The sequence below is a fragment of the uncultured Abyssibacter sp. genome, assembly GCF_964000955.1.
Classification (GTDB): domain Bacteria; phylum Pseudomonadota; class Gammaproteobacteria; order Nevskiales; family OUC007; genus Abyssibacter.
In genome coordinates this window covers 1-24916 of the sequence record NZ_CAXFCL010000046.1, presented here as the reverse complement: position 1 = coordinate 24916, position 24916 = coordinate 1, and the positions used below count along the sequence as shown (strand labels likewise).

23 protein-coding genes and 1 pseudogene are annotated in these 24916 nt (G+C 65.6%); 11 read left to right on the top strand and 13 right to left on the bottom strand.

Annotated elements, in window-relative coordinates; genetic code table 11:
* Positions 1-73 precede the first annotated feature (73 nt).
* The 3 genes from uvrA to ABNS06_RS01900 all read left to right on the top strand — a co-directional run bounded on the left by uvrA (position 74) and on the right by ABNS06_RS01900 (position 4198).
* Positions 74-2911, top strand: coding sequence for an excinuclease ABC subunit UvrA (gene uvrA / locus ABNS06_RS01910; protein ID WP_348672272.1), 2838 nt, complete (start codon positions 74-76; stop codon positions 2909-2911).
* On the top strand, positions 2908-3114 hold the full coding sequence (locus ABNS06_RS01905) for a DUF465 domain-containing protein (protein ID WP_348672271.1): 207 nt from the start codon (positions 2908-2910) through the stop codon (positions 3112-3114). Before uvrA ends, ABNS06_RS01905 begins: the two co-directional genes overlap by 4 nt.
* Before the next feature lie 142 nt (positions 3115-3256).
* Complete coding sequence (locus ABNS06_RS01900) at positions 3257-4198, top strand: 2-hydroxyacid dehydrogenase (RefSeq protein ID WP_348672270.1); 942 nt, start codon at positions 3257-3259, stop codon at positions 4196-4198.
* A gap of 33 nt (positions 4199-4231) precedes the next feature.
* Here the strand turns inward: ABNS06_RS01900 and ABNS06_RS01895 are convergent, their stop codons facing one another.
* Positions 4232-5161: a 5'-nucleotidase gene (locus ABNS06_RS01895; protein WP_348672269.1), complete on the bottom strand. Its 930-nt coding sequence runs from the start codon at positions 5159-5161 to the stop codon at positions 4232-4234.
* A gap of 12 nt (positions 5162-5173) precedes the next feature.
* A complete protein-coding gene (locus tag ABNS06_RS01890) occupies positions 5174-6040 on the bottom strand; it encodes a phosphoribosylaminoimidazolesuccinocarboxamide synthase (protein WP_348672268.1) in 867 nt (288 codons plus the stop codon).
* Between the two features lie 112 nt (positions 6041-6152).
* On the opposite strand from ABNS06_RS01890, the gene rpe reads away from it, so the two are divergent.
* Genes rpe through ABNS06_RS01875 form a run of 3 tightly spaced genes read left to right on the top strand, consistent with a single transcriptional unit; the run spans position 6153 to position 9169 of the window.
* Positions 6153-6830, top strand: coding sequence for a ribulose-phosphate 3-epimerase (gene rpe, locus ABNS06_RS01885; protein ID WP_348672267.1), 678 nt, complete (start codon positions 6153-6155; stop codon positions 6828-6830).
* Entirely contained in the window at positions 6827-8290 is a 1464-nt protein-coding gene (trpE, locus tag ABNS06_RS01880) for an anthranilate synthase component I (protein WP_348672266.1), read from the top strand. Before rpe ends, trpE begins: the two co-directional genes overlap by 4 nt.
* A gap of 12 nt (positions 8291-8302) precedes the next feature.
* Complete coding sequence (locus ABNS06_RS01875; protein ID WP_348672265.1) at positions 8303-9169, top strand: lysophospholipid acyltransferase family protein; 867 nt, start codon at positions 8303-8305, stop codon at positions 9167-9169.
* An 11-nt stretch (positions 9170-9180) separates the two neighbouring features.
* Here ABNS06_RS01875 and ABNS06_RS01870 read toward each other — a convergent pair whose 3' ends face one another.
* Both ABNS06_RS01870 and ABNS06_RS01865 read right to left on the bottom strand, forming a co-directional pair.
* On the bottom strand, positions 9181-9522 hold the full coding sequence (locus ABNS06_RS01870; RefSeq protein ID WP_348672264.1) for a hypothetical protein: 342 nt from the start codon (positions 9520-9522) through the stop codon (positions 9181-9183).
* The gene (locus ABNS06_RS01865) at positions 9519-9971 is read right to left on the bottom strand and encodes an SRPBCC family protein (RefSeq protein ID WP_348672263.1); all 453 of its coding nucleotides are present in this window, start codon (positions 9969-9971) and stop codon (positions 9519-9521) included. Before ABNS06_RS01865 ends, ABNS06_RS01870 begins: the two co-directional genes overlap by 4 nt.
* Positions 9972-10064: 93 nt before the next feature.
* On the opposite strand from ABNS06_RS01865, the gene ABNS06_RS01860 reads away from it, so the two are divergent.
* Positions 10065-10949 (top strand): DMT family transporter, encoded by an 885-nt coding sequence (locus ABNS06_RS01860; RefSeq protein WP_348672262.1) that lies wholly within the window; start codon positions 10065-10067, stop codon positions 10947-10949.
* Here ABNS06_RS01860 and ABNS06_RS01855 read toward each other — a convergent pair.
* From ABNS06_RS01855 to ABNS06_RS01845, 3 genes are read right to left on the bottom strand one after another with little or no spacing between them, the layout of a single operon-like run.
* Positions 10927-11487: a YceI family protein gene (locus ABNS06_RS01855; protein ID WP_348672261.1), complete on the bottom strand. Its 561-nt coding sequence runs from the start codon at positions 11485-11487 to the stop codon at positions 10927-10929. The genes ABNS06_RS01860 and ABNS06_RS01855 overlap by 23 nt on opposite strands.
* Positions 11484-12053, bottom strand: coding sequence for a cytochrome b (locus ABNS06_RS01850; protein ID WP_348672260.1), 570 nt, complete (start codon positions 12051-12053; stop codon positions 11484-11486). Before ABNS06_RS01850 ends, ABNS06_RS01855 begins: the two co-directional genes overlap by 4 nt.
* A gap of 27 nt (positions 12054-12080) precedes the next feature.
* Positions 12081-12659 carry a YceI family protein gene (locus tag ABNS06_RS01845; RefSeq protein WP_348672259.1) on the bottom strand — a complete coding sequence of 193 codons (579 nt, stop codon included), beginning with the start codon at positions 12657-12659 and terminating at the stop codon, positions 12081-12083.
* A gap of 125 nt (positions 12660-12784) precedes the next feature.
* Between ABNS06_RS01845 and mtgA the strand changes: the two genes are divergently transcribed.
* Positions 12785-13672 carry a monofunctional biosynthetic peptidoglycan transglycosylase gene (gene mtgA / locus ABNS06_RS01840; RefSeq protein WP_348672258.1) on the top strand — a complete coding sequence of 296 codons (888 nt, stop codon included), beginning with the start codon at positions 12785-12787 and terminating at the stop codon, positions 13670-13672.
* A gap of 20 nt (positions 13673-13692) precedes the next feature.
* Positions 13693-14541, top strand: coding sequence for a hypothetical protein (locus ABNS06_RS01835; RefSeq protein ID WP_348672257.1), 849 nt, complete (start codon positions 13693-13695; stop codon positions 14539-14541).
* Between the two features lie 5 nt (positions 14542-14546).
* Here ABNS06_RS01835 and ABNS06_RS01830 read toward each other — a convergent pair whose 3' ends face one another.
* From ABNS06_RS01830 to edd, 5 genes are all read right to left on the bottom strand, one after another.
* Positions 14547-15086: an ECF-type sigma factor gene (locus ABNS06_RS01830; protein ID WP_348672256.1), complete on the bottom strand. Its 540-nt coding sequence runs from the start codon at positions 15084-15086 to the stop codon at positions 14547-14549.
* 108 nt (positions 15087-15194) lie between these two features.
* Complete coding sequence (locus tag ABNS06_RS01825; RefSeq protein ID WP_348672255.1) at positions 15195-16385, bottom strand: hypothetical protein; 1191 nt, start codon at positions 16383-16385, stop codon at positions 15195-15197.
* Positions 16386-16937: 552 nt separating this feature from the next.
* A complete protein-coding gene (gene ppc, locus ABNS06_RS01820; protein ID WP_348672254.1) occupies positions 16938-19697 on the bottom strand; it encodes a phosphoenolpyruvate carboxylase in 2760 nt (919 codons plus the stop codon).
* Entirely contained in the window at positions 19694-20401 is a 708-nt protein-coding gene (gene eda, locus ABNS06_RS01815; RefSeq protein WP_348672253.1) for a bifunctional 4-hydroxy-2-oxoglutarate aldolase/2-dehydro-3-deoxy-phosphogluconate aldolase, read from the bottom strand. Before eda ends, ppc begins: the two co-directional genes overlap by 4 nt.
* 14 nt (positions 20402-20415) lie before the next feature.
* A complete protein-coding gene (edd, locus tag ABNS06_RS01810) occupies positions 20416-22224 on the bottom strand; it encodes a phosphogluconate dehydratase (RefSeq protein WP_348672252.1) in 1809 nt (602 codons plus the stop codon).
* A 231-nt stretch (positions 22225-22455) separates the two neighbouring features.
* Between edd and zwf the strand changes: the two genes are divergently transcribed.
* A complete protein-coding gene (gene zwf, locus ABNS06_RS01805) occupies positions 22456-23934 on the top strand; it encodes a glucose-6-phosphate dehydrogenase (RefSeq protein WP_348672251.1) in 1479 nt (492 codons plus the stop codon).
* Positions 23924-24616 carry a 6-phosphogluconolactonase gene (pgl, locus tag ABNS06_RS01800; protein WP_348672250.1) on the top strand — a complete coding sequence of 231 codons (693 nt, stop codon included), beginning with the start codon at positions 23924-23926 and terminating at the stop codon, positions 24614-24616. Before zwf ends, pgl begins: the two co-directional genes overlap by 11 nt.
* Before the next feature lie 10 nt (positions 24617-24626).
* Here the strand turns inward: pgl and ABNS06_RS01795 are convergent.
* Positions 24627-24916: pseudogene (locus ABNS06_RS01795) on the bottom strand (metal ABC transporter permease); the annotation flags it as partial.

Sequence of the window (24916 nt, the reverse complement as noted above, 5' to 3'; positions counted from 1 at the left end):
GCATGGTATCACCCGACACGCTGCTAAACTTTCGCGCTTTCCCGTTCCCTCCGGCGACAGGTTTCCGCCCCCTATGGACACCATCGAGATACGCGGCGCGCGCACGCACAATCTGCGCAATGTCGACCTGACGCTGCCGCGCGACCGCCTGATCGTGATCACCGGATTGTCAGGCTCGGGCAAGTCCTCGCTGGCCTTCGACACCATCTACGCCGAGGGCCAGCGCCGCTACGTCGAGAGTCTGTCCGCCTACGCCCGTCAGTTCCTGTCGATGATGGAAAAGCCCGACATCGACTCCATCGAAGGCCTGTCGCCGGCGATCTCCATCGAGCAGAAGTCGACCTCGCACAACCCGCGCTCGACCGTCGGCACGGTCACCGAAATCTACGACTACCTGCGTCTGCTCTACGCCCGTACCGGCATCCCGTCCTGCCCCGATCACGGCGGTGAGCTGATCGCCCAGACCGTCAGCCAGATGGTCGACAAGACGCTGGAGCAGGAAGAGGGCTCGGCCTGGATGCTGCTGGCGCCGGTCGTTGATGGCCGCAAGGGCGAACACAAGCAGATCATCGAGCAGTTGCGCAGCCAGGGCTTCATCCGCGCGCGCATCGACGGCACCGTGGTCGAGCTGGATGAGGCGCCGGAACTCAACAAGAAGACCAAGCACACGATCGAAGCCGTGGTCGACCGCTTCAAGATTCGCGAGGATCTGAAGCAGCGCCTGGCCGAATCCTTCGAAACCGCGCTGAATCTGGCCGATGGCGTGGCGACGCTGGCGCCCTATAACCGCGAGGGCGAGTCGATCACCTTCTCCTCGCGCTATGCCTGCAAGGTCTGCGGCTGGGCCATCGGCGAGCTAGAACCGCGGCTGTTTTCCTTCAACAACCCGACCGGCGCCTGCCCGACCTGCGATGGCCTGGGCCAGATGCAGGTGTTCGACCAGGAACGCGTGGTCGCGCACCCCGACGTGCCACTGGGCGACGGCGCCATCCGTGGCTGGGACAAGCGCAACGCCTACTTCTACTCGCTGATCGAATCGCTGGCCCGCCACTTCGACTTCGATCTGGACACGCCCTTCGACGAACTCGACGAGTCGGTGCAGCAAGTCGTGCTCTACGGCAGCGGCCGCGACGCCTTCGAGTTTTCCTACCCCGGCCAGGGCGGCCGCACGCGCACGCGGCGGCATCGCTTCGAGGGCATCATCCCGAACATGGAACGCCGCTACCGCGAGACCGATTCCGTGGCGGTCCGCGAGGAACTGGCGAAATACCTCGCCAACAAGCCCTGCCCCGACTGCAATGGCGAGCGGCTGAACCGCGCCGCGCGGCATGTGAAGGTCGACGGCCGCCGCCTGCCTGAACTGGTCCGCACCTCAGTCCACGAGGCGCAGAACACCATCCAGGCACTGAACCTGACCGGCCGCCACGCCGAAATCGCCCGCCCGATTCTCAAGGAGATCGGCGAGCGCCTGATGTTTCTGGTCGATGTCGGTCTCGACTACCTGACCCTGTCACGCAGCGCGGACACGCTGTCCGGCGGCGAGGCCCAGCGCATTCGCCTCGCGAGCCAGATCGGCGCCGGGCTGGTGGGCGTGATGTACGTGCTGGACGAGCCATCCATCGGCCTGCACCAGCGCGACAACCGACGGCTGCTGGACACCCTGTTCCGGCTGCGCGACCTCGGCAATACGGTGATTGTTGTCGAACACGACGAGGACGCCATCCGGCTTGCCGACCATGTCATCGACATCGGCCCCGGCGCTGGCGTACATGGCGGCCAGATCATCGCCCAGGGCACGCCCGCGGACATCGAGAGCGCCACCGAGTCGCTGACCGGCGACTACCTCAGCGGCCGCCGCAGCATCGCCGTGCCCGAGCAGCGTCATGCCCCGAACGACAAGCAGTCGCTAATCATCGAAGGGGCCACCGGCAACAATCTTCAGAATGTCACGGTAAAGATTCCGGTCGGGCTGATGGTCTGCATCACCGGCGTCTCCGGCTCCGGCAAGTCCACGCTGATCAACGAGACGCTGTACAAGCACGTCGCCCGCGAGCTCAACCGCGCGCATCACCATGCCGCTCCGGCACGCGCGATCCACGGCCTGGAGCATTTCGACAAGGTCATCGACATCGACCAGAGCCCGATCGGCCGCACGCCGCGCTCGAATCCGGCGACCTACACCGGACTGTTCACGCCAATCCGCGACCTGTTCGCCGCGGTACCCGAAGCGCGCGCTCGCGGCTACAAGCCCGGCCGCTTCTCGTTCAACGTCAAGGGCGGTCGCTGCGAAGCCTGCCAGGGCGATGGCGTCATCAAGGTCGAAATGCACTTCCTGCCGGACGTGTATGTGCCCTGCGATGTCTGCAAGGGCGCGCGCTACAACCGCGAAACCCTGGACATCCAATACAAGGGTCGCAGCATCGCCGAGGTGCTGGACATGACCGTCGAGGAGGCCACCAGCTTCTTCAAGCCGGTGCCGGTCATCCACCGCAAGCTGGAAACGCTGATGGAAGTCGGCCTGTCCTACGTCAAGCTCGGCCAGAACGCGACGACGCTATCCGGCGGCGAGGCGCAGCGCGTGAAACTGGCGCGCGAACTGTCCAAGCGCGACACCGGGAAGACGCTCTACATCCTCGACGAACCCACCACCGGACTGCATTTTCACGATATTGCCCAACTGCTCGGGGTACTCTCTAGGCTTCGGGATGCGGGGAATACCGTCGTGGTGATCGAACACAACCTGGATGTCATCAAGACCGCCGACTGGATCATCGACATGGGTCCGGAGGGCGGCGACGGCGGCGGCACGGTCGTCGCGACAGGCACACCGGAAGCAGTCGCCGAGGTCGAGGCCTCCCACACCGGCCGCTTCCTGGCCCCGCTGCTCAACCGGGAGCCCGAGCCGGCATGATCCAGTACACCCGCACCGAGATTCGCGCCAAGGTCTGCGACCTGCGGGCCGAACACCGCCAACTCGACCTCGCCATCACCGAGATGGAAATGCAGCTCTACTGCAACCAGCTCGAACTGCGCCGCCTCAAGAAGCGCAAGCTGCAACTCAAGGATGCGATCGCACGACTGGAGTCGATGATGATTCCGAATCTGGACGCCTGATCCTCGGGTAACCAGACCACATCAAGCTGGTCCGCCAGATCGGAACGTCTCCCGACGATGGTATGTTGCCGATCAGGCATCCAAGCGACTGGCGGCGATGAAAATCCGGGTCTTTTCCTCGAAATCCTACGACCGGTCATGCATGGCGGACGCCAACCGCCAGCACGGATTCGAAATCGAGTATTTCGAGGCTGCTCTCGATCCCACGACCGTAGCGTTGGCCGGAGGCGCGGATGCGATCTGTCTGTTCGTCAACGATCGTTGCGATGCCGAGGTCGTCCACGAGCTGGCTGACCTCGACGTGCGCCTGGTGCTGATGCGCTGCACCGGCGTCAACAACGTGGATCTGGACGCGGCCCGGCAGCGGGGGCTTTGCGTAGCCAACGTGCCGGCCTACTCGCCTTATGCCGTCGCGGAGCACACGGTCGCCATCCTGCTGTGCCTGATCCGCAAGATTCACAAGAGCTACAACCGTGTGCGCGAGGGCAATTTCTCTCTGGATGGCCTGGTCGGATTCGATCTGCATGGCAAGACCGTCGGGGTCATAGGCTACGGCGCCATCGGTCGGGTGCTTTGCGGCATCCTCGGAGGCTTTGGCTGCCGGGTGCTCGTGTACGACCCCTTCGCCAAATCAGTGACTCCGCCCGCGGCCGCCTGCGATCTCGACACGCTCTGGCGCGAAGCCGATATCGTCAGCCTGCATTGCCCGCTGACACCGGACACCCACCACCTCGTCGACGCCGCGGCGCTGGACCGAATGAAGGATGGGGTCATCCTCATCAACACCAGCCGCGGCGGGCTGATCGAGAGCAGCTCGGTCATCGAGGCGCTGAAGAGCCGCAAGCTCGGCGGGCTGGCCATCGATGTCTACGAAGAGGAATCCGGCCTGTTCTTCTCGGATCACTCCAGCGACATCATCCTGGACGATCGCTTCGAACGCCTGATGACCTTCCCCAACGTCGTCGTCACCGGCCACCAGGCGTTTCTGACCCGGGAAGCCCTGCGGACCATCGCCGAAACCACGCTGAACAGCGCGGCCGAGTTCGCGGCGGGCGATACCATCCGCCATCGGCTCACCGGTTGAAGCACAGCAGCCGGCGGACCGTCTGCTTGAATCTTAAGCCCGGTTGGCGATCCCGAACGGCACATGAACCGACGGCAGCACGCCGGTCGTCTCGACCAGGTGCGAGCGCTGGTCGTCGAAGAAGATGTGCGGCTTTAGCACTTCCAGTGACCGCCGCTTTTCGACACCGCCGAGAAACAGCGCCTCGTTCACCGTAATCCCCCAGGTTCGCATGGTGTTGATCACCCGCTCGTGCGCCGGCGCGCCACGTGCCGTCACGATCGCGATGCGCAGCTTGGGCGTGTAGTCCGCATCCTCCGCGGCCCGCGCCTCCTCCAGCGCCTGAACCTCGGACAGCTTGTCCAGGAACACCTTCAGCGGACCGGGCTTGTGCGGCACATCGATGTGCTGGCGTTCATGCTCGTTGAAGGTCTCCAGATCCCGGGACTCCTGGTAAACCGTTTCGGACTCGTCATCGGCCAGCACCCCGTCGAAGTCGAAGGCGATCCGCAACTCGTGATCATCCTCGTCGTCGACATGGTCGGCGCTGAGCACCTGACCGGCCGGGTAGCCCTCGGCAATCGCCTGGTTGACGTCGTCCTCGTTGCCGGACAGGAACAGGTTCACCGAGAACGCAGGAATGAACTTGTGCGGATTGCGCCCCTGCAGAAACGCCGCCCGGGTGATGTTCAGGCCGTGGTGCTGAATCGATCGCATCACCCGCATGCCGGTGTCCGGATCATTCCGCGACAGCAGCACGACTTCGATGGGCGGATCGTCGGGACGGATTTCGTTTAGGGACAACAGGCGCTTGATGAACGGGAACGCCACGCCGGGCTTCAGCGGCTCACGCTCGTGTTCACGCTGGAACTCGCGGTAGGTCGATTCACCCTGCTCGCGGAAGACGCGATCCGGATCGGTCAGGTCGAACAGCGCGCTGGATGCCAGCCCGACGACGAGTCGCTTGTCGAGTTCATAAGCCATGGGCGTCGCCCCTCAGCCCACCAGCCGCCGGTAGGCCTCCCGGTACTTGTCCACGGTGTTGGCGATCACCGTGGCCGGCAGCGACGGGCCCGGCGCGGTCTTGTTCCAGTCCAGCGTGTCGAGGTAATCGCGCACGTATTGCTTGTCGAAGCTCGGCGGGCTGATACCGACCTGGTACTGATCCACCGGCCAGAAGCGGGAGGAATCGGGCGTGAGCAGTTCGTCGATGATGTACAGCTCACCGGCATCATCCAGACCGAACTCCATCTTGGTGTCGGCGATGATGATCCCGCGCCTGCGAGCGTATTCGGCGGCGCGCTGGTAGACATCCAGCGTGACCTCGCGCACCCGCTCGGCCATCGGCCGGCCGATGGCCTGGACCACGGCGTCGAAGCTCACGTTCTCGTCGTGATCACCGACCTGCGCCTTGGTGCTGGGCGTGAAGATCGCCTCCGGCAGCACCTCGCCCTGACGCAAGCCCACTGGCAGTTCGATGCCGCAGATCCGGCCGGTCTTCTGATAGTCACGCCAGCCGGAGCCGATGATGTAACCGCGAACGATGGCTTCGACCGGCAGCGGCTTGAGGCGGCGGGTGAGCACGGAGCGTTTGGCAAAACCTTCGGGCAACCCTTCCGGCAGCGGCTCATCCAGCAGGTGATGCTTGTGCTCACCGGCAATGGTCTTGAACCAGAAGTTCGAGATGCCGGTCAGCATCTCGCCCTTGCCGGGGATTGGATCAGGCAGGATGACGTCGTAGGCCGAGAGCCGGTCGGTGGCGACGATGAGCAGCCGCGCCTCGTCAACGGCGTAGACATCCCGAACCTTGCCGCGGTGTACCAGTTCAAACTGTTCCAGCGTCGGCGTGTGCAAGCCTTCCATCGATGGTGGTTTCCGATTGCGGTGAGCCTGACGCGTTGTCGCGCCGTGAGCCGGAACTTTATGCAGCCGTCACGAGCCGGTAAAGTTCGCGCCCGTTTGAGGCGTTACCACCATGAGCCAGTCACCGCTGATCGCGCCGTCGATCCTGTCCGCCGATCTCGCCCGCCTGGGTGACGATGTACAAGCCGTGCTCGACGCTGGCGCGGATGTCGTGCACTTCGACGTCATGGACAACCACTACGTCCCCAACCTGACGTTCGGTGCGCCGATCTGCCAGGCCCTGCGCGACTATGGCATCACCGCGCCGATCGATGTGCACCTGATGTGCACGCCGGTGGATGCGCTGATCGGCGAATTCGCCAAGGCCGGCGCCACCTGGATCAGCTTCCACCCCGAGGCCAGCCTGCACGTCGACCGCAGCCTGCAACTGATCCGCAGCCACGGCTGCAAGGCCGGACTGGTGCTGAATCCGGGCACGCCGACGCAAGTGCTGGACTACGTGATGGACCGGCTGGACTTCGTGCTCATCATGTCGGTGAACCCGGGCTTCGGCGGTCAGAGCTTCATCGACTCGGCCCTGGACAAGCTGCGCGACGTGCGCGCCCGCATCGATGCCTCGGGCCGCGACATCCGCCTGGAGATCGACGGCGGCGTGAAGGTGAACAACATCCGCCAGATCGCCGAAGCCGGCGCGGATACCTTCGTCGCGGGCTCGGCCATCTTCGGCGCCGATGACTACGCCGCGACCATTGCCGCCATGCGCGACGAGTTGGCGGCCGCAACGTCATGAGCGCGCCCACGCTGGCCACGCGCCAGCGCACCCCGGTCGTTCGGGAAATCCTCGCCGACCTGGACACCCCGCTTTCGGCCTATCTGAAGCTGGCGAATGCGCCCTGGACCTTCCTGCTGGAATCGGTGCAGGGCGGCGAACGCTGGGGTCGCTACTCGATCATCGGCCTGGCTTGCGAGGAAACGCTGGAAGTCCGTGGACAGCACATCGTGCACCGCCGTGGCGATGCGGAACTCGCACGCCTGGACTCCGACGATCCGCTGGGCTGGGTCCAGCAGTTCGCCGATGCCTATCAGGTGCCGGACCTGCCGGGTCTGCCACGGCTGACCAGCGGCCTCGTGGGCTACTTCGGCTACGACATCGTGCGCCTGATCGAACCCCGGCTGGCCGGCGTGACCAAGCCGGACCCGATCGACAATCCGGACATCCTGCTGATGGTGGCCGAGCGCCTGGCGGTGTTCGACAACCTGGCCGGCAAGCTCTATCTGATCGATCATTACGACCCGGCCGATGCGGAGGGCGAAGCCGCTGCCCGTGCGCGGCTGGACACGCTGGTCCAGACACTGCGTCAGCCGCTGGCGATGCCGGAGATGGACGCGCCGAATGCCGAACCCATCGACGAATCCTCGTTCGTCTCGGGCCTGACCCAGGCCGGCTACGAGGACGCCGTGGAGCGCATCAAGGCCTACACGCGCTCCGGCGACGTGATGCAGGTCGTGCCCAGCCAGCGGCTGTCCACGGCCTTCGAGGCCGAGCCGCTGGATGTCTACCGCGCGCTGCGCAGCATGAATCCGTCGCCCTACCTGTACTTCATGCGCTTTGGCGACCACCACGTCGTCGGCTCCTCGCCGGAGATTCTGGTGCGCGTGGAGGACGGTCAGGTCGCGGTGCGCCCCATCGCCGGCACACGCCCTCGCGGCGCCACGCCGGAGGAGGATCTGGCACTGGAACAGGACCTGCTGAGCGACCCGAAGGAAATCGCCGAGCACCTGATGCTGATCGACCTGGGCCGCAACGATGTCGGCCGCGTGGCCGAAACCGGCAGCGTGCAACTCGACGACAAGATGGTCATCGAACGCTACTCCCACGTCATGCACATCGTCTCCAACGTGACCGCGACGCTGCGTGAAGGCCTGACGGCCATGGATGCGTTGAAGGCGACCTTCCCGGCCGGCACATTGTCCGGCGCGCCCAAGGTCCGGGCGATGGAGATCATCGACGAGCTGGAACCGGTCAAACGCGGCGTCTACGGCGGCGCCGTCGGCTATCTGGCCTTTTCCGGCGACATGGACTTGGCCATCGCCATCCGCACGGCGGTCATCAAGCACGGGCAGATGCACGTACAGGCGGGCGGTGGCATCGTCGCCGATTCGGTTCCGCAAACCGAGTGGGAGGAAACCATGAACAAGGCCCGTGCCGTGCTCCGCGCCGCGCAGCAGGCCAGCCGGGGTCACGCCTGACCTGAATCCGTCATGCGTGCGCTGTTCCGATTCCTGTCGCTGTTCCCGCTCCCCGTATTGCACGGGGTGGGTGCCTTGCTCGGCTGGCTGCTCTGGATCATCCCCAATGACCGGCGCAAGGTTGCGCTGATCAACATCCGCCGCTGTTTCCCCGAGCTCTCCGAGGCCGAGGTCCGGCGCCGGGCACGGCAGGCTCTGGGCCACGAGATGAAGACCATTGCCGAACTGCCGCTGCTGTGGATCGGTCCGGAACGTCGCGTCGAGCGGATGATCCGCCGCATCGACAACGGCGAGCTGGTCGACCGGGCGCTCGCCAAGGGCAAGGGCCTGATCCTGCTGACGCTGCACCAGGGCTCCTTCGAGGCACCGGCCATCGTCTACTCGAAACAGCACGTGATGACCGGGCTGTACAAGCGGCAGAAAGGCGCGTTCGAGGAGCTGTCGCTGCAAGGCCGCACGCGCTTCGGCGGCAGGATGATTCCGGCCGAGGGCAGCATCGTGCTGCGCTCGCTGCTGCCGCTGCTGCGCGGCAACAACATCGCCTACATCCTGCCGGATCAGGACCCGCCGCCGGGACGCGGCATCTACTCGCCGCTGTTCGGCATCCCGGCGCACACGCCGACGCTGATCGCCAAGCTGGCCAAGTCCACCGGCGCCGAGGTGCTGTTCTTCATCGGCGAGCGCCTGCCGCGTGGTCGCGGCTACGTCATGCGCTTCGTCGAGGCCCCCGACGGCATCCACGATCCCGACGTGCAAACGGCCACCGACGCGATGAACCAGGGCGTCGAACAATGCATCCGTGCCCTGCCGGATCAGTACTGGTGGGGGTACAAGCGATTCCGCCGCCGGCCCGACGGCAGCAGCGATTTCTACGCCTGATCAACCGCCATCTAGTCCGGCGGATTGATCAGGCGATGGTATGCGGCGTAGGGAACCGTCGCCGGCAGCAGCAAGGCATCGGCGAGAGCACTGCAAACCAGATCACCAGCGGCGACTCGCTCGGGACTAGTGAAGAACGGCAGTTTTGGCCGCGGAGGAAAGATGCCGTACTTCGCAAATTCCTGCAGCGTTTCCTCATCGTTCTGGATGACCGCGACATTCAGACGCGTACCCGACATGATCTTCGGACTGGCCGGCGCGCCATTAGCCAATGTGTTGTGCGTCGCCGTAGCACACCCGATCAGGAGCTGGACACTCAATGCAAGCGCGAGCACTCGACAGATTTGAATCATGCCTGCGCCGCCTCGCCGGTCTCGGCAAATGACTTGAAATCGGCCAGATAGGCGCGCGTCTGCTTGCGAAACGCGCCCGGCATCAGCCATCCCATGATCTTCATCGGTATTCCGGAGAACTGGAACTCGCAATCGGATTCCCAGCGAGTCACGTCCGCGGACACCGCCACCAGCCGGTTTTCCTGCCGGTTCCAGACACCCCCGGCCTCGTAGGTCGCCACCCAGCTTTCCGGCCAGTTGGCCGACACCAGCGTTTCGGTCATGGACATGGTGCGCTTGCCGAACGCGTAATCCAGCTTCGCGGTCGATCCCGCCTCGCCGGGCGCCCCGCTGAGCTGTTCCATGGCAACGAAGCCCTTCTGCCAGCCGGACATGTTCGCCGGATCCTTCAGCAACGCGGCCACCTGTTCCCGCGGCAGCTTCACCTCGATCGATTCCGAATACTTCATCGTGTTTCCCGCACCCCTTAGTCCACCAAGACTGCCTCGACCTTATCGTGTGAACAAGTGCGGGCCGGAGGCGGAATCGGGCATGCTGCGCGCATGTCCCCGGAATCCTCCCGCTGGCCGCTGGCCGGCCTGATCGTCGGCGCGCTGTGCATCGGCCTGGCGCCGATCTTCGTTCGGCTCACCGAAGTCGGGCCGACATCGGCCGCGTTCTGGCGTCTGGCGCTGGCAAGCCCACTACTGTTGCTCGCCTGGTCGCAAAGCCCGGAACGCCTGCACTGGCGTCTGCTGTGGCCGGGGTTGCTGTTCGCCGGCGATCTGGCGGTGTGGCATCAATCCATCCACATCACCAGCGTGGCCAATGCGACGCTGCTGGCGAATCTGCAACCCGCCATCGTCGCGGCGATCTCGGTGCTGTTCCTCGGAGTGCGGCTGTCCCGCGGCTTCGTGCTGGGGCTGGCGCTGGCGATGTCCGGCGCGATCATCCTGATGGCGGACAGCCTCAGCGTGTCACTGGAGCACTTCGGTGGTGACCTGCTGGGCGTGCTGACCGCCTGTTTCTACGCCGGTTACATCCTCACGGTCGCCGCGGCACGGCGCAGTCACCATGTGGTCAGCGTGATGGCGGCGGCGACGCTGGTCGGAGCCGTGGTGTTGGCGCCGATCGCCCTGGCCAGCGGCGAGGCATTCTGGCCGACGTCCCGGTCCGACTGGCTCATGCTGGGCGGGCTGGCGCTGATCAGCCACATCGGCGGCCAGGGCCTGATCGCCTGGTCGCTACGCCATCTCAGCACGCAGTTCTCATCGGTGAGCCTGCTGATCCAGCCGGTCGCCGCCGCAGTGTTCGCCTGGCTGCTGCTCGCCGAACCGTTCGGGGCCTGGCAGGCACTGGGTGGCGCCATCGTGCTGGGCGGCATTCTGATCTGCCGGCAGAGCACACCGGCCGGGCAGGCATCCGCTAATCGATCCGCGTCAGCCTGAGCCGCACCTTGACGTCGACCTGCCGTCCGACAGTCTTGCCGCTGGCCCACTCGCCCTCGCCGACCTTGAAGTCGGTGCGCGTCAGCGTCACACCACCGTCCATCGTCGCCCGGTCACCATCGATGACCCAGGTGAACGGGAGCACGATGGACTGGCCGATGCCCTTGATGGTCAGGTCGCCCACCGCCTCGTAACGGTCTCCGCCCAGCGCACGGAATTCGGTGGTGACGAACTTCGCCTCGGGAAACCGCTTGAACCAGAACCAGTCCTTGCCGGCGACGGTGGAATCGCGATCGCTGCTGTTGGAATCGAACGACGTGACATCAACCGTCACGTCGAACAGCGCCTGATCCAGGGTTTCCGGATCGAAGCGCATCACCGCGTCGAAGGATCCGAATTCGCCGCCGAATCGGGCGCCGGACTGAGTGGCTTCGAACCCCAGCGTGCTGTGATCGTGGTCGATCTTCCAGTCACCGGCCCAGGCGGCTGGCGTCAGCAACACCATGACCAGACCGACCAGCCCCATGCGCCGCGTCATGCGCGATGCTCTCGTTCGATGCGGCCGAACGGCAGCATCCGCCGCAACACATCGTCCTTGAGCACGAAGTGATGCTTGAGCGCCGCCGCCACATGCAATCCCACGACCGCGATGATGGCCCAGGACAGCGCGCCATGTACCGACGCGGCCAGTTCCTTGATGTCGTCATCGGCCGGCGCGATTGCCGGCACCTCGAACCAGCCGAACACCGACAACGGGAAGTTGGCCGCGGAGTTGATGACCCAGCCAGACACCGGCATCGCGATCAGCAGCGCGTACAGGCCCCAGTGGGTCAGATGCGCCGCCCCGCGCTCCCAGGGCCTGAGCGTGTCCGGCAATGTCGGCGCCGGATTCAGCAGCCGCCAGAGCAGACGCAGGGCCATGGCGATCAGGACCAGCATGCCCAGCGACTTGTGCACCCAGAACACGTCCACCTTGAGCGAGCCAAAGGGCAGGCGCTCCGCCCACCAGCCGAGCCCGATCATCACGATTACGGCCAGCGCGACGGTCCAGTGCAGCCACTTGGCCACCCAGCCCCAACGCTCGGGCGTGTTTCGGATCGGCATGACGGAGCCTCCGGTCTCGACAAGCCGCTATTTCAGCGGCTTGTGCAGTTCCGTTGTAATGCTCAGCGTGATCTCGTCGCTGACCGCCGGCACGTACTTGTCGATGCCCCAGGTGCTGCGCTTGAGCGTGCCGCTGGCGTCGAAACCCATGACGTACACGTCAGCGAACGGATGCTTGCCCTGCTTGTTCAGCGTGGCATCCAGCGTCACCGGATGGGTCTGGCCGTGTAGCGTCAGATCGCCAATGATCTTGAACGTGTTGTCCCCGGTGCTGGTGATCGAGGTCGAAACGAAGCTGCCGGTCGGGTACTGCTTCGCATCGAAGAAATCCTCGCTCATCAGGTGCTTGAAGAACTCGCCGTGTCCGGGGTCGATGTCGACCACGCGGAAGTCCAGCTGAACCACGGAACGGGCAAGATCATCCTCCTCGATCGCGACGCCACCGGTGAAATCGGTGAGGATGGCGGAGGGATTGGAGAAGCCCAGATGGTTCCAGCCGAAGCTGACCACCGTATGGGACTGGTCAAAGCTATACTTGGTGGGCGCGGCGATTGCGGTGCCCAGAAAAAACAGGCCGGCCGCCGCCAGGGTCATGTTGCGGATCATGCGGTACTCCCGATTCAAAAGACCCACGCAAGGTAGCGAAGGCCACATCGGAAGAAAAGCGAAGCTATCAGCGATTTCACTTCAAATTTCCTGAACTGTCCCTTCCGCTCACGGACTCCCTTTTGATGCGAGACAAGCCAACACGTGTCGCCCCGGTACTGGACGACGATAGTCATTTCCAGCCGTTGCCGAGCCAACCCGGCGACCGTCTCCTGGAACCGGAGACGGCGGTCGACGCCTCCGACGCCCCCACCACCTCGGCATCGGACGTCGAGCGGCCACGCAGGGCAACGCCGCCAACCACCAGCGCTCGCCAACCCACACGGACACGCGCCATCTACAAGGTCAGACGCACACTGCCGGCACCGATCCGCTGGCTGGCCTGGACACTGCTGGCGATGGTGCTGATCAGCCTCGCGCTGGTCGCCCCCTGGGCCGTCATCAACCCTCCGACGTCATCGTTCATGGTGCAGGACGCCCTGCGCAACGACCGACCGGTCACGCAGACCTGGGTGGACTGGGAGGCGATCTCGGACACCGCCGCCGCCGCCGTCATCGCCGCGGAGGACCAGCGCTTCCACGAGCACTTCGGCTTCGATGTCGAATCGATGCGCAAGGCCTGGGAGGCCCACCAGCGTGGGGAGGCGCTGCGCGGCGCCAGCACGATCACCCAGCAGACGGTCAAGAACCTGCTGCTGACCCCGCATCGCAGCCTGGTCCGCAAGGGCGCCGAGGCCTGGCTGACCCTGGTCGCCGAACTCGTCTGGACCAAGCAGCGCACGCTGGAGCTCTACCTGAACCTGGCCCAGTTCGGCGACGGCATTTACGGCGTCGAGGCTGCGTCCCGGCACTACTTCGGAAAACCCGCCTCGCAGCTCTCCCGCAGCGATGCCGCCTGGCTGGCCGTGCTGCTTCCGGCCCCCGAGCGCTACCGGATCAATCCGCCCACCAACTACACCCGCGGACAGCACGACTGGATTCTGAGCCAGATGCCCCCCACCGTGGGGCGTTAACCTCCCTGACCTGACCCCAGATGGAGTTCGAGCCCCGCCGCGTCGACGGCGATCCCAAGGTGATCCGCAACCGCTGGCTGCGGCAGGCCTGGCTGCTGATTCGCCGCAAGTTCGCGATGATGCTGCTGGCCTGCGCGCTGTATGCCGGCGTGATCGAACTGATCGACCACCACGGCAACCCGACGCTGTCGGACCCCTGGGGACTGTTGACCTGGCTGGCGATGATCCTGGCGATCTGCGCGACGACGCCGTGGTTCATGGCGGCGATCATGGCCACCGCGTACGCGGCGGATCACGGCGGCAGTGCCTATGCCCTGTGGCGTGATCTGATCCTCGGCCCGTCCCGACGGCTGATCGCACCGCTCAGCGCGCGGTCCATGCTCGTCTACGGCGGCATCCTGTGCGGCGCTCAGGTCGCGTTGGTGACACTCGCCCAGTTCGTGTTCGTCCCCGTCGACGATGCGAAACCAATCCCTCCGCCCGGCGAACCCGATGGCGCCATCGCCTGGCTGCTGTTCGGTCTGGCCGAGCACGTCTGGTACGCGGTGCTGGCATCACCGCTAGCGATCGCGCTGGCGGAGCTGTTCACCATCCCCATCCTGATGCGCTCCGAATCCGACCGCGTGCATGCCACGCAGCTTTCGGCGCTGGGCGTGCAGCGCAATCTGGCGCCGATCCGGCGCTGCTACGTGGGTCTGCCGTTGATGCTGCTGGCGGCGCTGTTGCCCGGCCCCTTCACGATTCTGGGGTTCGGCTTCGCCTCGGTGGTGATCTATGTGGCGTATCGCGAAATCTTCGAAGCGCGCGCGGAGAATCTTCCGGAGCGAGCCAAGGTCACCACGCTTGCAACCGGCTCATCACCGGGCTGACCGGATCAGCCTGCCGCGACCACGTCCGGCGTCGCGGATTCATTCAGCACCAAACGCAGCCAGGCGCGTGCCTTGATCCAGTCGCGGCGAATGGTCCGCTCGGTCAGCCCCAGGATGCTCGCGGTCTCGGCGTTGGAAAACCCGGCGAAGAACCGGCATTCGACGACCCTCGCGAGACGTTCATCCAGTGCCTCGAGCTGCGACAGCGCCTGGTCCAGTTCGACCAGTTCCTGGTCCTCGTCGCTGCTGACATCGCCAATGGCGTCCAGCGACAAGGCCTGCGATCTGCCGCCGCGTTTCATCGCCGTGCGGGCACGGGCCTCGTCCACGAGCACCTGGCGCACGCAATTCGCTGCGGCCGCCATGAAGTCCTCGACCGTCCGCCACTGATGATCCGACGCCAGCCGCAGATAGGCGCTGTGCACCAGTTCGGTGGTCTGCGGATTGAGCACGCCGGGCCAGCGGCGCAATTCACGCCGCGCCGTATGCTTCAGACGGCTGTAGCAGAGGCTGACCAGTGTTTCCGTGCGAATTGGCTGGTCCACGACGTCCGGTTCATTCCATTGAAGATCCGCCGCACATCCTAGCGCGTCGACAGCATGCAACCGGAACTGGGTCTCAACCCGCCGTACGGGTCTGGGGCGGTCTGTGCGTCAGCGCACGGTCCAGATGAGCATGAACGTCGGATCCGCGAGCTCGGCTTCACCGCCGCTGCGATGCTCACGCAGATCAGCCACCAGCTCGAGGGATGGCTCGGTGTTTGGCGGCAGGTAGGGCGCGAGGTGCCGGGGCGTCCAGCGCAGCCGGCCGTTGGCATGTGATTCCGAGATCGGCGCGGCCGACCAAGCGTAGCTGCGATAGGCGCGGTCGATACCGATCTCGACGAACACGTCCTGCCACAAGGTGTCGGCGATGGCCTGGAACCCCGCGTGAACCGCCGCGTCATGTCCGTTTTCCAGCTCGAAGTTCGACGCCGTGGTCCATGCCCGGAACCGCGTCGACGCCAGCCGGGTTTCGGCGGCCAGATTGAGGATGCCGGCCTGGGTGCCGTTCAACTCCTGCCCGCGCAGCGTGGTCTGGCGGAAGATTTCCGAATTCAGCGTGACCAGAATCCGGCCAAGCTGGCGACCCAGGCCGACCCGCAGGCGGGCCTCGGACTGCCCGTCGAACCAGTGCTGCGAACCGGTGGGCGTGCGGTCCAGCACTTCGAACTCCACGCGAAAGGTTCCGCCGGAGCGATTCACGCCATGCCACCCCACCCAGCGGCGCTCGACGCTCATCCGGTGCGGCTTGGATCGGTTGCGCTCCTGCTTGGCCAACCCGGCCATCAACTGGCCGCCAGCCCAGGGGCGCTCCAGCCGCAGCGCCCGTCGCTTGCGATCACCGGCGAACCAGATGTCGGTGGGCAGCGCGTAGTCCTCGCCATCCTCCTGCCAGTCCAGCGATAGCCGCGTCTTGCCGATCCGCTGCTGAACCGATGTCTGCACGCTGGACCCGTCGCGTTCGTCGCCGTTGAAGGCCGCGCGCGGCGCCAGCGCGTGGTAGTCGAATCGCGTGATGACACTCAGATCGTCCTCACGCCAGGCGAAGTCACCGGCCAGCGTCACATCGGAGTCGGAACCGGCGCCGGGCTCCAGCCAGACCCGGTCGGGCTCGCGTGCCTGGGATTGCAGACCGGCCTCCCAGCCGTCGGCCTTCAGCCGCAGGGCTGAGCCGTTGAGCTGCTGAATCCATTGCACGCCGATAGGCTGTTCGCCGGCGGCCCACCCCGGTCCGAACACCAGAGCCAGCGCGATACCGATCGTCCACCTTGTGCGACGTGCCGCCACCGGTCGGTGCAACACTACGCAATCCCGCCCCGCGGAAGCGAAGCCGTTGAAGACCCTGCCGGGTCAGGTTTTCGAGGGGGTTCGACCTGTGGCCGCCAACCATTGTTCAGCGGCTGTCGAACGACGCTTAGAGTAAAGGATGACGGGTCAACATTTCGAGAAGTTCATCGCATCCAGGCGATGCATCCCGCCCCGCCCGTCCTGCCGAAACGACCTTTGATCGCTTGCAGGCATCTGCGACGGGCAACGGCGCCGAAAGGACAAACCGCCGATTCAAAAAACCGGCGGTGGTCGCCACCACCGCCGGAATCAGGGGAACGAGGATCACCAAGGCAATCCCCGCACGTCCCGACGCGTGTCAGAGACCGGAGGACCTCTGGGAACCACACGCGTCAATGCATTAAAACGAAAGATGGCCGAAAATCCGGACATCGCCATCGACTTATGTCATTTTTGGGCAACAATGCCCATCGACGTCCCGTCAGCGCGGACCGTTCGCCAGAAAAAACGCCCCGCCGACATCACCGGCTGGCCCGCTGACATGTCCGGGACAGCCGTCAAAAGCGCCTAACCCGTGTTGCGCATCCCGGCCGCAATGCCGTTGATTGATCGCAGCAGCGCTTCTTTCCAAACCGCTTCGCCGGGGCGTTCACGACAGCGCTCGATCAACAGGGTCTGGATGGCGTTGAGCGGATCCAGATACGGCCGCCGACGTTCCAGCGACCGCGCCAGGGCCGGGTCCTCACCCAGCAGATGATCCTGCCCGGTGATGCGCAGAATCTCCCGCCTGGCGCGCTCGTACTCCTCGCAGATCACGCCGAAGATCGAATCCGCGCGTTCGCGGTCCGGCGCCAGATCGGCATAGCGGCGTGCAATGTCCATGTCCGCCTTGGTCAGAGACATCTGCGTGTTGTTGAGGAAATTCGCGAAATACGGCCAGCGCCTGGCCATTTCCTGCAACTGCTCGGTGGCATCTGGCACCTCTCGCTGGAAGGTCTCCAGCGCCGTGCCAACACCCAGCCAGGCCGGTAGCGTGTGCCGCGACTGAGCCCAGGCAAACACCCAGGGAATGGCGCGAATCGAGTACTTGCCCCGCTCCGCCTTCTTGCGGTGACTGGGCCGTGACCCGATGTTCAGCGAGCCAATGTCGGCGACAGGCGTGGCATCGTAGAAATAGTCGAAAAAGCCCTCGGTGTGTTCGGTGATCTCGCGGTACCAGGCCTCGCCGTCACCGGCGAGCTTGGCCATGGTCTCCAGGTAGGCCTGCGGCGCGTCGTCCTCATTGAGCGCATGCTTGATCAACGCCGAGACACCAACGGTGAGCTCGTAGACCGCCGTTTCCAGGTTGTTGTAGCGGTAGAAGATCATCTCGCCCTGTTCGGTGAACTTGATGCGTCCGTTCACCGTGCCGGGCGGCTGCGCCAGAATCGACGCGTGGGTGGGACCGCCGCCGCGCCCCACGGTGCCACCGCGACCATGGAACAGCAGACAGCCCACCCCCTGCTCGCGACACAGCTGCGTCACTTCGCGCTGGGCGTTGTAGAGATTCCAGCTCGACGCCAGGATGCCGCCGTCCTTGCAGGAATCGGAGTAACCCAGCATCACTTCCTGATCACCGCCGGAGGCATCGAGCATCTCCCGGTACACCGGATCGGCCAGCAACACCTGCATCACCGGGCGGATATGCGCCAGGTCCTCGATGGTCTCGAACAGCGGGGAGATGCGCATGCGGCACACAGCGCCCTCCTTGCGGTAGCCCGTCAGTCCGTAGACCGAGCCCAGCGCCAGCACCTCCATGACATCGCTGGCCGTATGCGCCATGGAAATCACGTAGGCACCAAAGGTCTCCTCGCCGAAGACGTTCTGCGCCTCCGCCATCATCTGCACCGGAGAGAGCACGTGGCGCACCGAGTCGCTGAAGAACTCCATGGGCGGTGGGGACGGCGGATTGCGGATCACCGATGCCAGCAGTTCCATCCGCGCATCCTCGTCCAGCGCCGCGTAGTCATCGCAGCGACCGGTCTCGCGCAGCAGATCGGCGATCGCCTCTTCATGCCGCGGCGATTCCTGACGAACGTCCAGCCGCGCCAGGGAAAAGCCGAACACCTCGGCGGCGAAGATCAGGTCCTTGAGCCGGCGGTCGGCGATGTTGGCGTCACCATGGCTGCAAAGCGAGGCGTGGATCAGCTTGAGATCGGCCACGAAATCCGCCGCCACCGCATAGCCACCGGAGGCGCGACGCGAGCGCTGGGCACGATTCTCCAGTTCGACCTGGATCTGCCCGACCATGGCCTCCAGCCGCTCACGCATCAGATACAGCTTGCGGCGATAGGGCTCCTGCGCAAAGCGTTCCGGCAAGGCGCCGGTGCGATTCAGATACTCGGCCTCGTCCTCGGCCAGCGATTCCTCGAACGCCGGCGTGGGCATGCACCAGCGGCGTGAGTGGGACAGCTCGTCAGCCAGCAAATCCGTCTCGCGCAGGTAGTAGGACAGCACCTCGCGGATCTGCATGCGCAGCGCGTACCAGGACGTGTTGACGGTCACGAACGGGTTACCGTCGCGATCGCCGCCCACCCAGGAGCCAAAGCGCAGGAACGGCGGAAAGCGAATGGTCTGGTCGTAGGACCGGCCCAGCGCGCGCTCCAGGTTCCGGCTCAGCACCGGCACGGCCTTGATGATCGACTGGTGGAAGTAGTGCAGCGTGTTGCGGATCTCGTCCTCGGCCGTGGGCCGCTGGCCACGCAGTTCCTCGGTCTTCCACAAGGTCTGGATCTCGCGCCCGATGGCCTCGATCACCTCGGGCTTCTCACCCTCCTCCAGCTGTTCGTTGAGCACGAAGATCCGGCGCAGCGCCTCCATCACGGTCCGGCTCTTCGCCTCCGTGGGATGCGCGGTAAACACCGGGTTGTAGCGCATTCTCCCCAGCATGCTGGACACGGCGACGGCATCCAGCCCGGATTCCACGGCGGTCGCCAGCGACTCGTCGAACGACCCGACCCACAGCCGCCCACCCTGGGCCACCTGACGCCGGCGCCCCCGGTGCTGATAGAGCTCATCGGCAATGTTGACGAGCTGGAAGTAGATCGTGAACGCGCGAACCACCTGCATCAGGGTTTCCGCATCCAGCGAGCGGATCAGCGAGTCCAGCGGCGCGGCGTGATCCACCTCGCCGTTGCGCAGCGCGATAAACCCGGTGCGCAATTCCTCGACCACCTCGAACACACCCGGGCGGGCATGTTCGGCGATCACCTGGCCCAGCAGCTTGCCCAGCAGCTTGACGCGGGCGCGGAGCGCGAAGTCCTCGGGATCCAGTGACAGGTCGTTCATGAACGCAGACTCTCCAGTGCGGCGCCGGGGTCTTCCTCCCCGGCCTCGGGCGCGGCCGAACCCGAGCGGCCGGCGGCGGTGGGCTGTTCGTTGGCAATCGCGACGGCGCGGCGCGCCAGCGTCTCGATCATGTCCCAGTCCTTGCGCGCCACGGCATCCTTGGGCGTGATCCAGGTGCCGCCGACGCAGGCCACGTTGGGCATCGACAGATAGCGAAGCAGATCATCCTCGCGGATGCCGCCGGTGGGGCAAAAGGTGACATCCGGCAGCGGGCCGGCGATCGCGCGGAGGAAATCGGCGCCACCGGCGAAGGACGCGGGAAACAGCTTCAGGCAGCGAAATCCGGCGTCGAACGCGGTCATGATTTCGGTCGGGGTCATCGCCCCCGGCAGCAGCGGGATGGAATGCTCCAGGTCGAGCAGTGCCGGCGTCAGCCCGGGCGACACGGCGAACGTGGCGCCGACATCCCAGGCCCTCCGGATGTCGTCGACCGTGCGCACCGTGCCGACACCCACCTGCGCATCCGGAACCTCGCGGGCAATCTTTCTGACCGCCTCCAGCGCCACGTCGGTGCGCAAGGTGATCTCCAGATTCGGCAGCCCGCCGCGGACCAGCGCACGGGCCAGAGGCACGGCGTCATCCAGCGAATCGATCACCAGCACCGGGATCACCGGCGAGCTGTAAAGCAGTTCCTTCAATGTCATCGCGCGTCCCTCGCTCAGAACAGGCTGGCGGCACCAGCCTCGGCGCCATTGTTTGCCGCACGCAGCGCGGCAAACAGCTCGCGACCATAACCGATGGCCCCGGTCTGCACCGGCGCCACCTCCCGCATGTCCCAGACCGCCGACGAGACCTTCGCTTCCAGCACGCCGGTCTCGGCATCGACGCGAATCATGTCGCCATCGCGAACCTTGCCCAGCGGCCCGCCGTCCGCCACCTCGGGGGTGACATGGATCGCCGCCGGCACCTTGCCGGATGCCCCGGACATGCGTCCGTCGGTCACCAGCGCCACGGCGTGGCCGCGGTCCTGCAGCACGCCCAGCTGCGGCGTGAGCTTGTGCAACTCCGGCATGCCGTTGGCCTTGGGACCCTGCCCGCGCACGACGGCGACCAGGTCATGGTTCATGCGCCCGGCCTGGAAGGCGTCGATCAGCGACTGCTGGTCGTCGAACACCATCGCCGGCGCCTCGACCACGCGGTGCTCCGGCTTGACCGCGGACACCTTGATGACCGCGCGGCCCAGATTGCCGTCGAGCACGCGCAAGCCGCCGGATGCCGCGAACGGGTTGTCCAGCGGCCGCAGCACGGCTTCGTCACCGCTGCGCTGTGGCGCCTCGACCCATTCCACCCGGCCGTCGGAACTCAGATGCGGCTCGCAGGTGTAATCGGCCAGCGATTGTCCGTAGATCGAACCCGCCGCACCGTTGAGCAATCCGCCACGCAGCAGCTCACGCGTCAGAAAGCCCATGCCACCGGCGGCATGGAAATGATTCACGTCGGCGCTGCCATTCGGGTAAATCCGGGCCAACAGCGGTGTCACTGCCGACAGGTCGGTGAAGTCGTCCCAGGTCACGACAATGCCGGCCGCGCGCGCCATCGCCACCAGGTGCAGCGTGTGATTCGTCGAGCCACCGGTGGCGAGCAACCCCACGATCGCATTGACGAACGAACGGGCATCCAGGAGCTCGCCGATGCCCGGGGCACCATCGCGGGCCAACCGGCCGCACTGACGGGCGGACTCCGCGGTCAGCGCATCACGCAGCGGCGTATTCGGGTTCACGAAGGCCGCGCCGGGCAGGTGCAGGCCCATCACCTCCATCAGCATCTGGTTGGAATTCGCGGTGCCGTAGAAGGTGCAGGTCCCGGGGCCGTGGTAAGCCCTCGATTCGGCATCCAGCAGTTCCGCGCGGCCGATCTTGCCCTCCGCGAACTGCTGGCGGATGCGGGATTTCTCGTCGTTCGCCAGACCGGAGGTCATCGGGCCGGCGGGGACGAAGACCGTCGGCAAATGCCCGTAGCTGAGCGCACCGATCACCAGCCCCGGCACGATCTTGTCGCAGACGCCCAGCGCCAGCGTGCCGTCGAACATGTCATGCGACAGCGCGATGGCCGTCGCCATGGCAATCACGTCACGCGAGAGCAGGCTCAGCTCCATGCCCGGCTGACCCTGGGTCACGCCATCGCACATCGCCGGCACGCCGCCGGCGAACTGCGCGGTGGCCGTGACCTCGCGCGCGGCAGCCTTGATCAGCGCGGGGAACCGTTCCAGCGGCTGATGCGCGGACAGCATGTCGTTGTAGGCGGAGACGATGGCCAGATTCGGCCATTTCATGTCGGCCAGCGGCGGCTGATCGATACCGGCCGCGGCCATGCCATGGGCCAGATTGGTACAGGACAGCCGACCGCGAGTCCGGCCGCCTGCGCGGGCGGCGGCCAACTGCTCCAGATAGCCCCCGCGCAAGTCGCGACTGCGTTCCTCGACGCGCGCCGTCACCTCCGCCACGGTCGGGTGTAGCGGTTCAACCATGCGTTGCTCCTTGCTCCACCGGTGATCGATGCCGATCGATTCCGGCGCGATGGCATCGTCCCGGAATCGGGTCCCAAACCACACCACACTCACAGGGGGTTGTCACGTGAGCATCCCCCCGCTGTGTTTCAATCGGGTGAGACGCCCGGCGCCAACGCGCCCTTGGCGTGGATCATGCAAACAGTGCGCCGACGGCCTGCATCACGCATCGGCGGCGAGACAGGAGGCGCTATGACGCGCGGCGACACATTCGACATGGTGATCTTTGGCGGCGTGGGTGATCTCGCGACGCGCAAGCTGATTCCCGCGCTCTACTACCTCAACCGCGACGGACAGATTGTCGCCGGCAGCCGCATCATCGGCACCGGCCGCTCGGACATGGAACAAAGCGCCTTTCGTCAGCACGCCGAGGAGGCCTGCCGACGTCACGTGCGCGATTCCGACCTCGACGACGACGCACTGCGAGCGTTTCTGGAGCGGCTGTTCTACCAGCGCGTCGACGCCAGCTCGAGCGAGGATTTCTCCGAGCTGGCGGAGACGCTCAATCGAGGCGACCCGGACCGCTGCCGCGTTTACTTCCTGGCCACATCGCCAAAGCTGTTCGCCGGCATCTGCGAAAAACTGGGCGAGGCCGGACTCAACACCGCGCATTCGCGCGTCGTGCTGGAAAAACCGCTGGGCACGAACCTGCAATCCGCCACCGAGATCAATACGCGGGTGGGCGCGGTGTTCCGCGAGGACCAGATCTTTCGCATCGACCACTACCTGGGCAAGGAAACCGTCCAGAACCTGATGGCGCTGCGCTTCGGCAACGCGCTGTTCGAGCCGCTCTGGCGCCGCACCAACATCAACGACGTGCAGATCACGCTGGCCGAGCAGGTCGGCCTGGAAGGCCGGGCCGGCTACTACGAGCACACCGGCGCGATGCGCGACATGATCCAGAATCATCTGTTGCAGCTGCTCTGCATCGTCGCGATGGAGCCACCCACCGCCACCGAGCCGAACGCGGTGCGCGATGAAAAGCTGAAGGTCCTGCGCGCACTCAAGCCACTCAAGGGCTACGAGGCGATCAAGGAAACCGTGCGCGGCCAGTACCGGGCCGGCGTCATCAACGGACAGTCGGTGCCGGGCTATCTTGAGGAAGACGGCGTGGCGCCTCACAGCACCACCGAGACCTTCGCGGTCATCAAGGCGCATATCGACACCTGGCGCTGGGCGGACGTGCCGTTCTTCCTGCGCACGGGCAAGCGCCTGGCGGAACGCCGCGCGGAAATCGTCATCAACTTCCACCCGGTGCCGCTGAACATCTTCGGCGAGGACCTGGGCGATCTGCCGGCCAATCGGCTGGTGATCCGCCTGCAGCCGGACGAAGGCGTCAGCCTCAGCGTGCTGGCCAAGCGGCCCGGCCCGGCGATGCGGCTCAAACCGGTGAGTCTGCGGCTGGATTTCGCCCGCACGTTCAAGGTTCGGCCGCTGGATGCCTACGAGCGTTTGCTGACGGAAGTGATTCGCGGCAACCTCACGCTGTTCATGCGCAATGATGAACTGGAAGCTGCCTGGCGCTGGGTCGATCCGATCCTGGCCGCCTGGCACGAGGATGGTGAGCACCCGCGCGGTTACCACGCGGGGAGCTGGGGCCCGTCGTCAGCCGTTTCGCTGCTGGCCCGGGATGGATACGCGTGGCATGAGGAGGTCGAGGATGGCCCATGACTGGATTGCGTTCGACGACAGGGATGCTCTGGCGCAATCGCTGGCCGACACCGTCGCCGACATACTCCGGAACGCCATCGAAACCCGACAACGTGCCTCGCTGGTCGTCTCAGGCGGCCGCACCCCGGTCCGCCTGTTCGGCAAGCTTGCGGCACAGCCGCTGGACTGGTCGCGCGTGCACGTGCTGCCGGCCGACGAACGCTGGGTCGATGAATCCGAACCCGCCAGCAATGTCGGGCTGATTCGCCGCGAACTCGCCCGCGACGAGGCCGCCAACGCCCATGTGATCTCGCTCAAGACGGGGCATTCGTTGCCCGAGTCCGGCCAGATGGTCAGCGAGGCCCGCGTCGCCGAGGTCGGTTTTCCGCTGGATGTGGTCGTGCTCGGGATGGGCACGGATGGTCACACTGCCTCGCTGTTCCCGGACGCCCCGGAACTGCATGGCGTGCTGGACAGCGAACACGCCTGCGAGGTCGTGCGGCCGCCCAGCCAGCCCACGGCCCGCATGACGCTGACTCCGGTTGCGCTCAACAACGCCCGGCACCAGTTCCTGCACATCGAGGGCGAGGACAAGCGCGAGACCTTCGAGCAGGCGGCCGCAGGCCGTGATATCCAGGAGATGCCGGTACGCTCCGTGATCTACGAGCGGGGCCCCAGGTTGCAGGTCTACTGGGCGCCCTGAGACCCGCGCCTCAGTCCGTCTGCTGCAGTCGCCACAGCGAGGCGTAACGTCCGCCACGCGCCAGCAGATCCGCGTGCGCGCCGGATTCCACCACGCGACCAGCATCCAGCACCAGGATCCGGTCGGCGTCGGCAACGGTGGACAGCCGGTGCGCTATCACCAGTGTCGTGCGGTCCGCGGCCACCTCCCTCAGCGCCTGCACCACGGAACGCTCCGATTCGGAGTCCAGCGAACTCGTGGCCTCGTCGAATACCAGAATGCCCGGCCGCTTGAGCACGGCGCGCGCGATGGCGACCCGTT

Bases quoted from the DNA above. Each gene is read 5' to 3' on its own strand.
- uvrA (WP_348672272.1), top strand. From the start codon at position 74: ATGGACACCATCGAGATACGCGGCGCGCGCACGCACAATCTGCGCAAT.
- ABNS06_RS01905 (WP_348672271.1), top strand. From the start codon at position 2,908: ATGATCCAGTACACCCGCACCGAGATTCGCGCCAAGGTCTGCGACCTG.
- ABNS06_RS01900 (WP_348672270.1), top strand. From the start codon at position 3,257: ATGGCGGACGCCAACCGCCAGCACGGATTCGAAATCGAGTATTTCGAG.
- ABNS06_RS01895 (WP_348672269.1), bottom strand. From the start codon at position 5,161: ATGGCTTATGAACTCGACAAGCGACTCGTCGTCGGGCTGGCATCCAGC.
- ABNS06_RS01890 (WP_348672268.1), bottom strand. From the start codon at position 6,040: ATGGAAGGCTTGCACACGCCGACGCTGGAACAGTTTGAACTGGTACAC.
- rpe (WP_348672267.1), top strand. From the start codon at position 6,153: ATGAGCCAGTCACCGCTGATCGCGCCGTCGATCCTGTCCGCCGATCTC.
- trpE (WP_348672266.1), top strand. From the start codon at position 6,827: ATGAGCGCGCCCACGCTGGCCACGCGCCAGCGCACCCCGGTCGTTCGG.
- ABNS06_RS01875 (WP_348672265.1), top strand. From the start codon at position 8,303: ATGCGTGCGCTGTTCCGATTCCTGTCGCTGTTCCCGCTCCCCGTATTG.
- ABNS06_RS01870 (WP_348672264.1), bottom strand. From the start codon at position 9,522: ATGATTCAAATCTGTCGAGTGCTCGCGCTTGCATTGAGTGTCCAGCTC.
- ABNS06_RS01865 (WP_348672263.1), bottom strand. From the start codon at position 9,971: ATGAAGTATTCGGAATCGATCGAGGTGAAGCTGCCGCGGGAACAGGTG.
- ABNS06_RS01860 (WP_348672262.1), top strand. From the start codon at position 10,065: ATGTCCCCGGAATCCTCCCGCTGGCCGCTGGCCGGCCTGATCGTCGGC.
- ABNS06_RS01855 (WP_348672261.1), bottom strand. From the start codon at position 11,487: ATGACGCGGCGCATGGGGCTGGTCGGTCTGGTCATGGTGTTGCTGACG.
- ABNS06_RS01850 (WP_348672260.1), bottom strand. From the start codon at position 12,053: ATGCCGATCCGAAACACGCCCGAGCGTTGGGGCTGGGTGGCCAAGTGG.
- ABNS06_RS01845 (WP_348672259.1), bottom strand. From the start codon at position 12,659: ATGATCCGCAACATGACCCTGGCGGCGGCCGGCCTGTTTTTTCTGGGC.
- mtgA (WP_348672258.1), top strand. From the start codon at position 12,785: ATGCGAGACAAGCCAACACGTGTCGCCCCGGTACTGGACGACGATAGT.
- ABNS06_RS01835 (WP_348672257.1), top strand. From the start codon at position 13,693: ATGGAGTTCGAGCCCCGCCGCGTCGACGGCGATCCCAAGGTGATCCGC.
- ppc (WP_348672254.1), bottom strand. From the start codon at position 19,697: ATGAACGACCTGTCACTGGATCCCGAGGACTTCGCGCTCCGCGCCCGC.
- eda (WP_348672253.1), bottom strand. From the start codon at position 20,401: ATGACATTGAAGGAACTGCTTTACAGCTCGCCGGTGATCCCGGTGCTG.
- edd (WP_348672252.1), bottom strand. From the start codon at position 22,224: ATGGTTGAACCGCTACACCCGACCGTGGCGGAGGTGACGGCGCGCGTC.
- zwf (WP_348672251.1), top strand. From the start codon at position 22,456: ATGACGCGCGGCGACACATTCGACATGGTGATCTTTGGCGGCGTGGGT.
- pgl (WP_348672250.1), top strand. From the start codon at position 23,924: ATGGCCCATGACTGGATTGCGTTCGACGACAGGGATGCTCTGGCGCAA.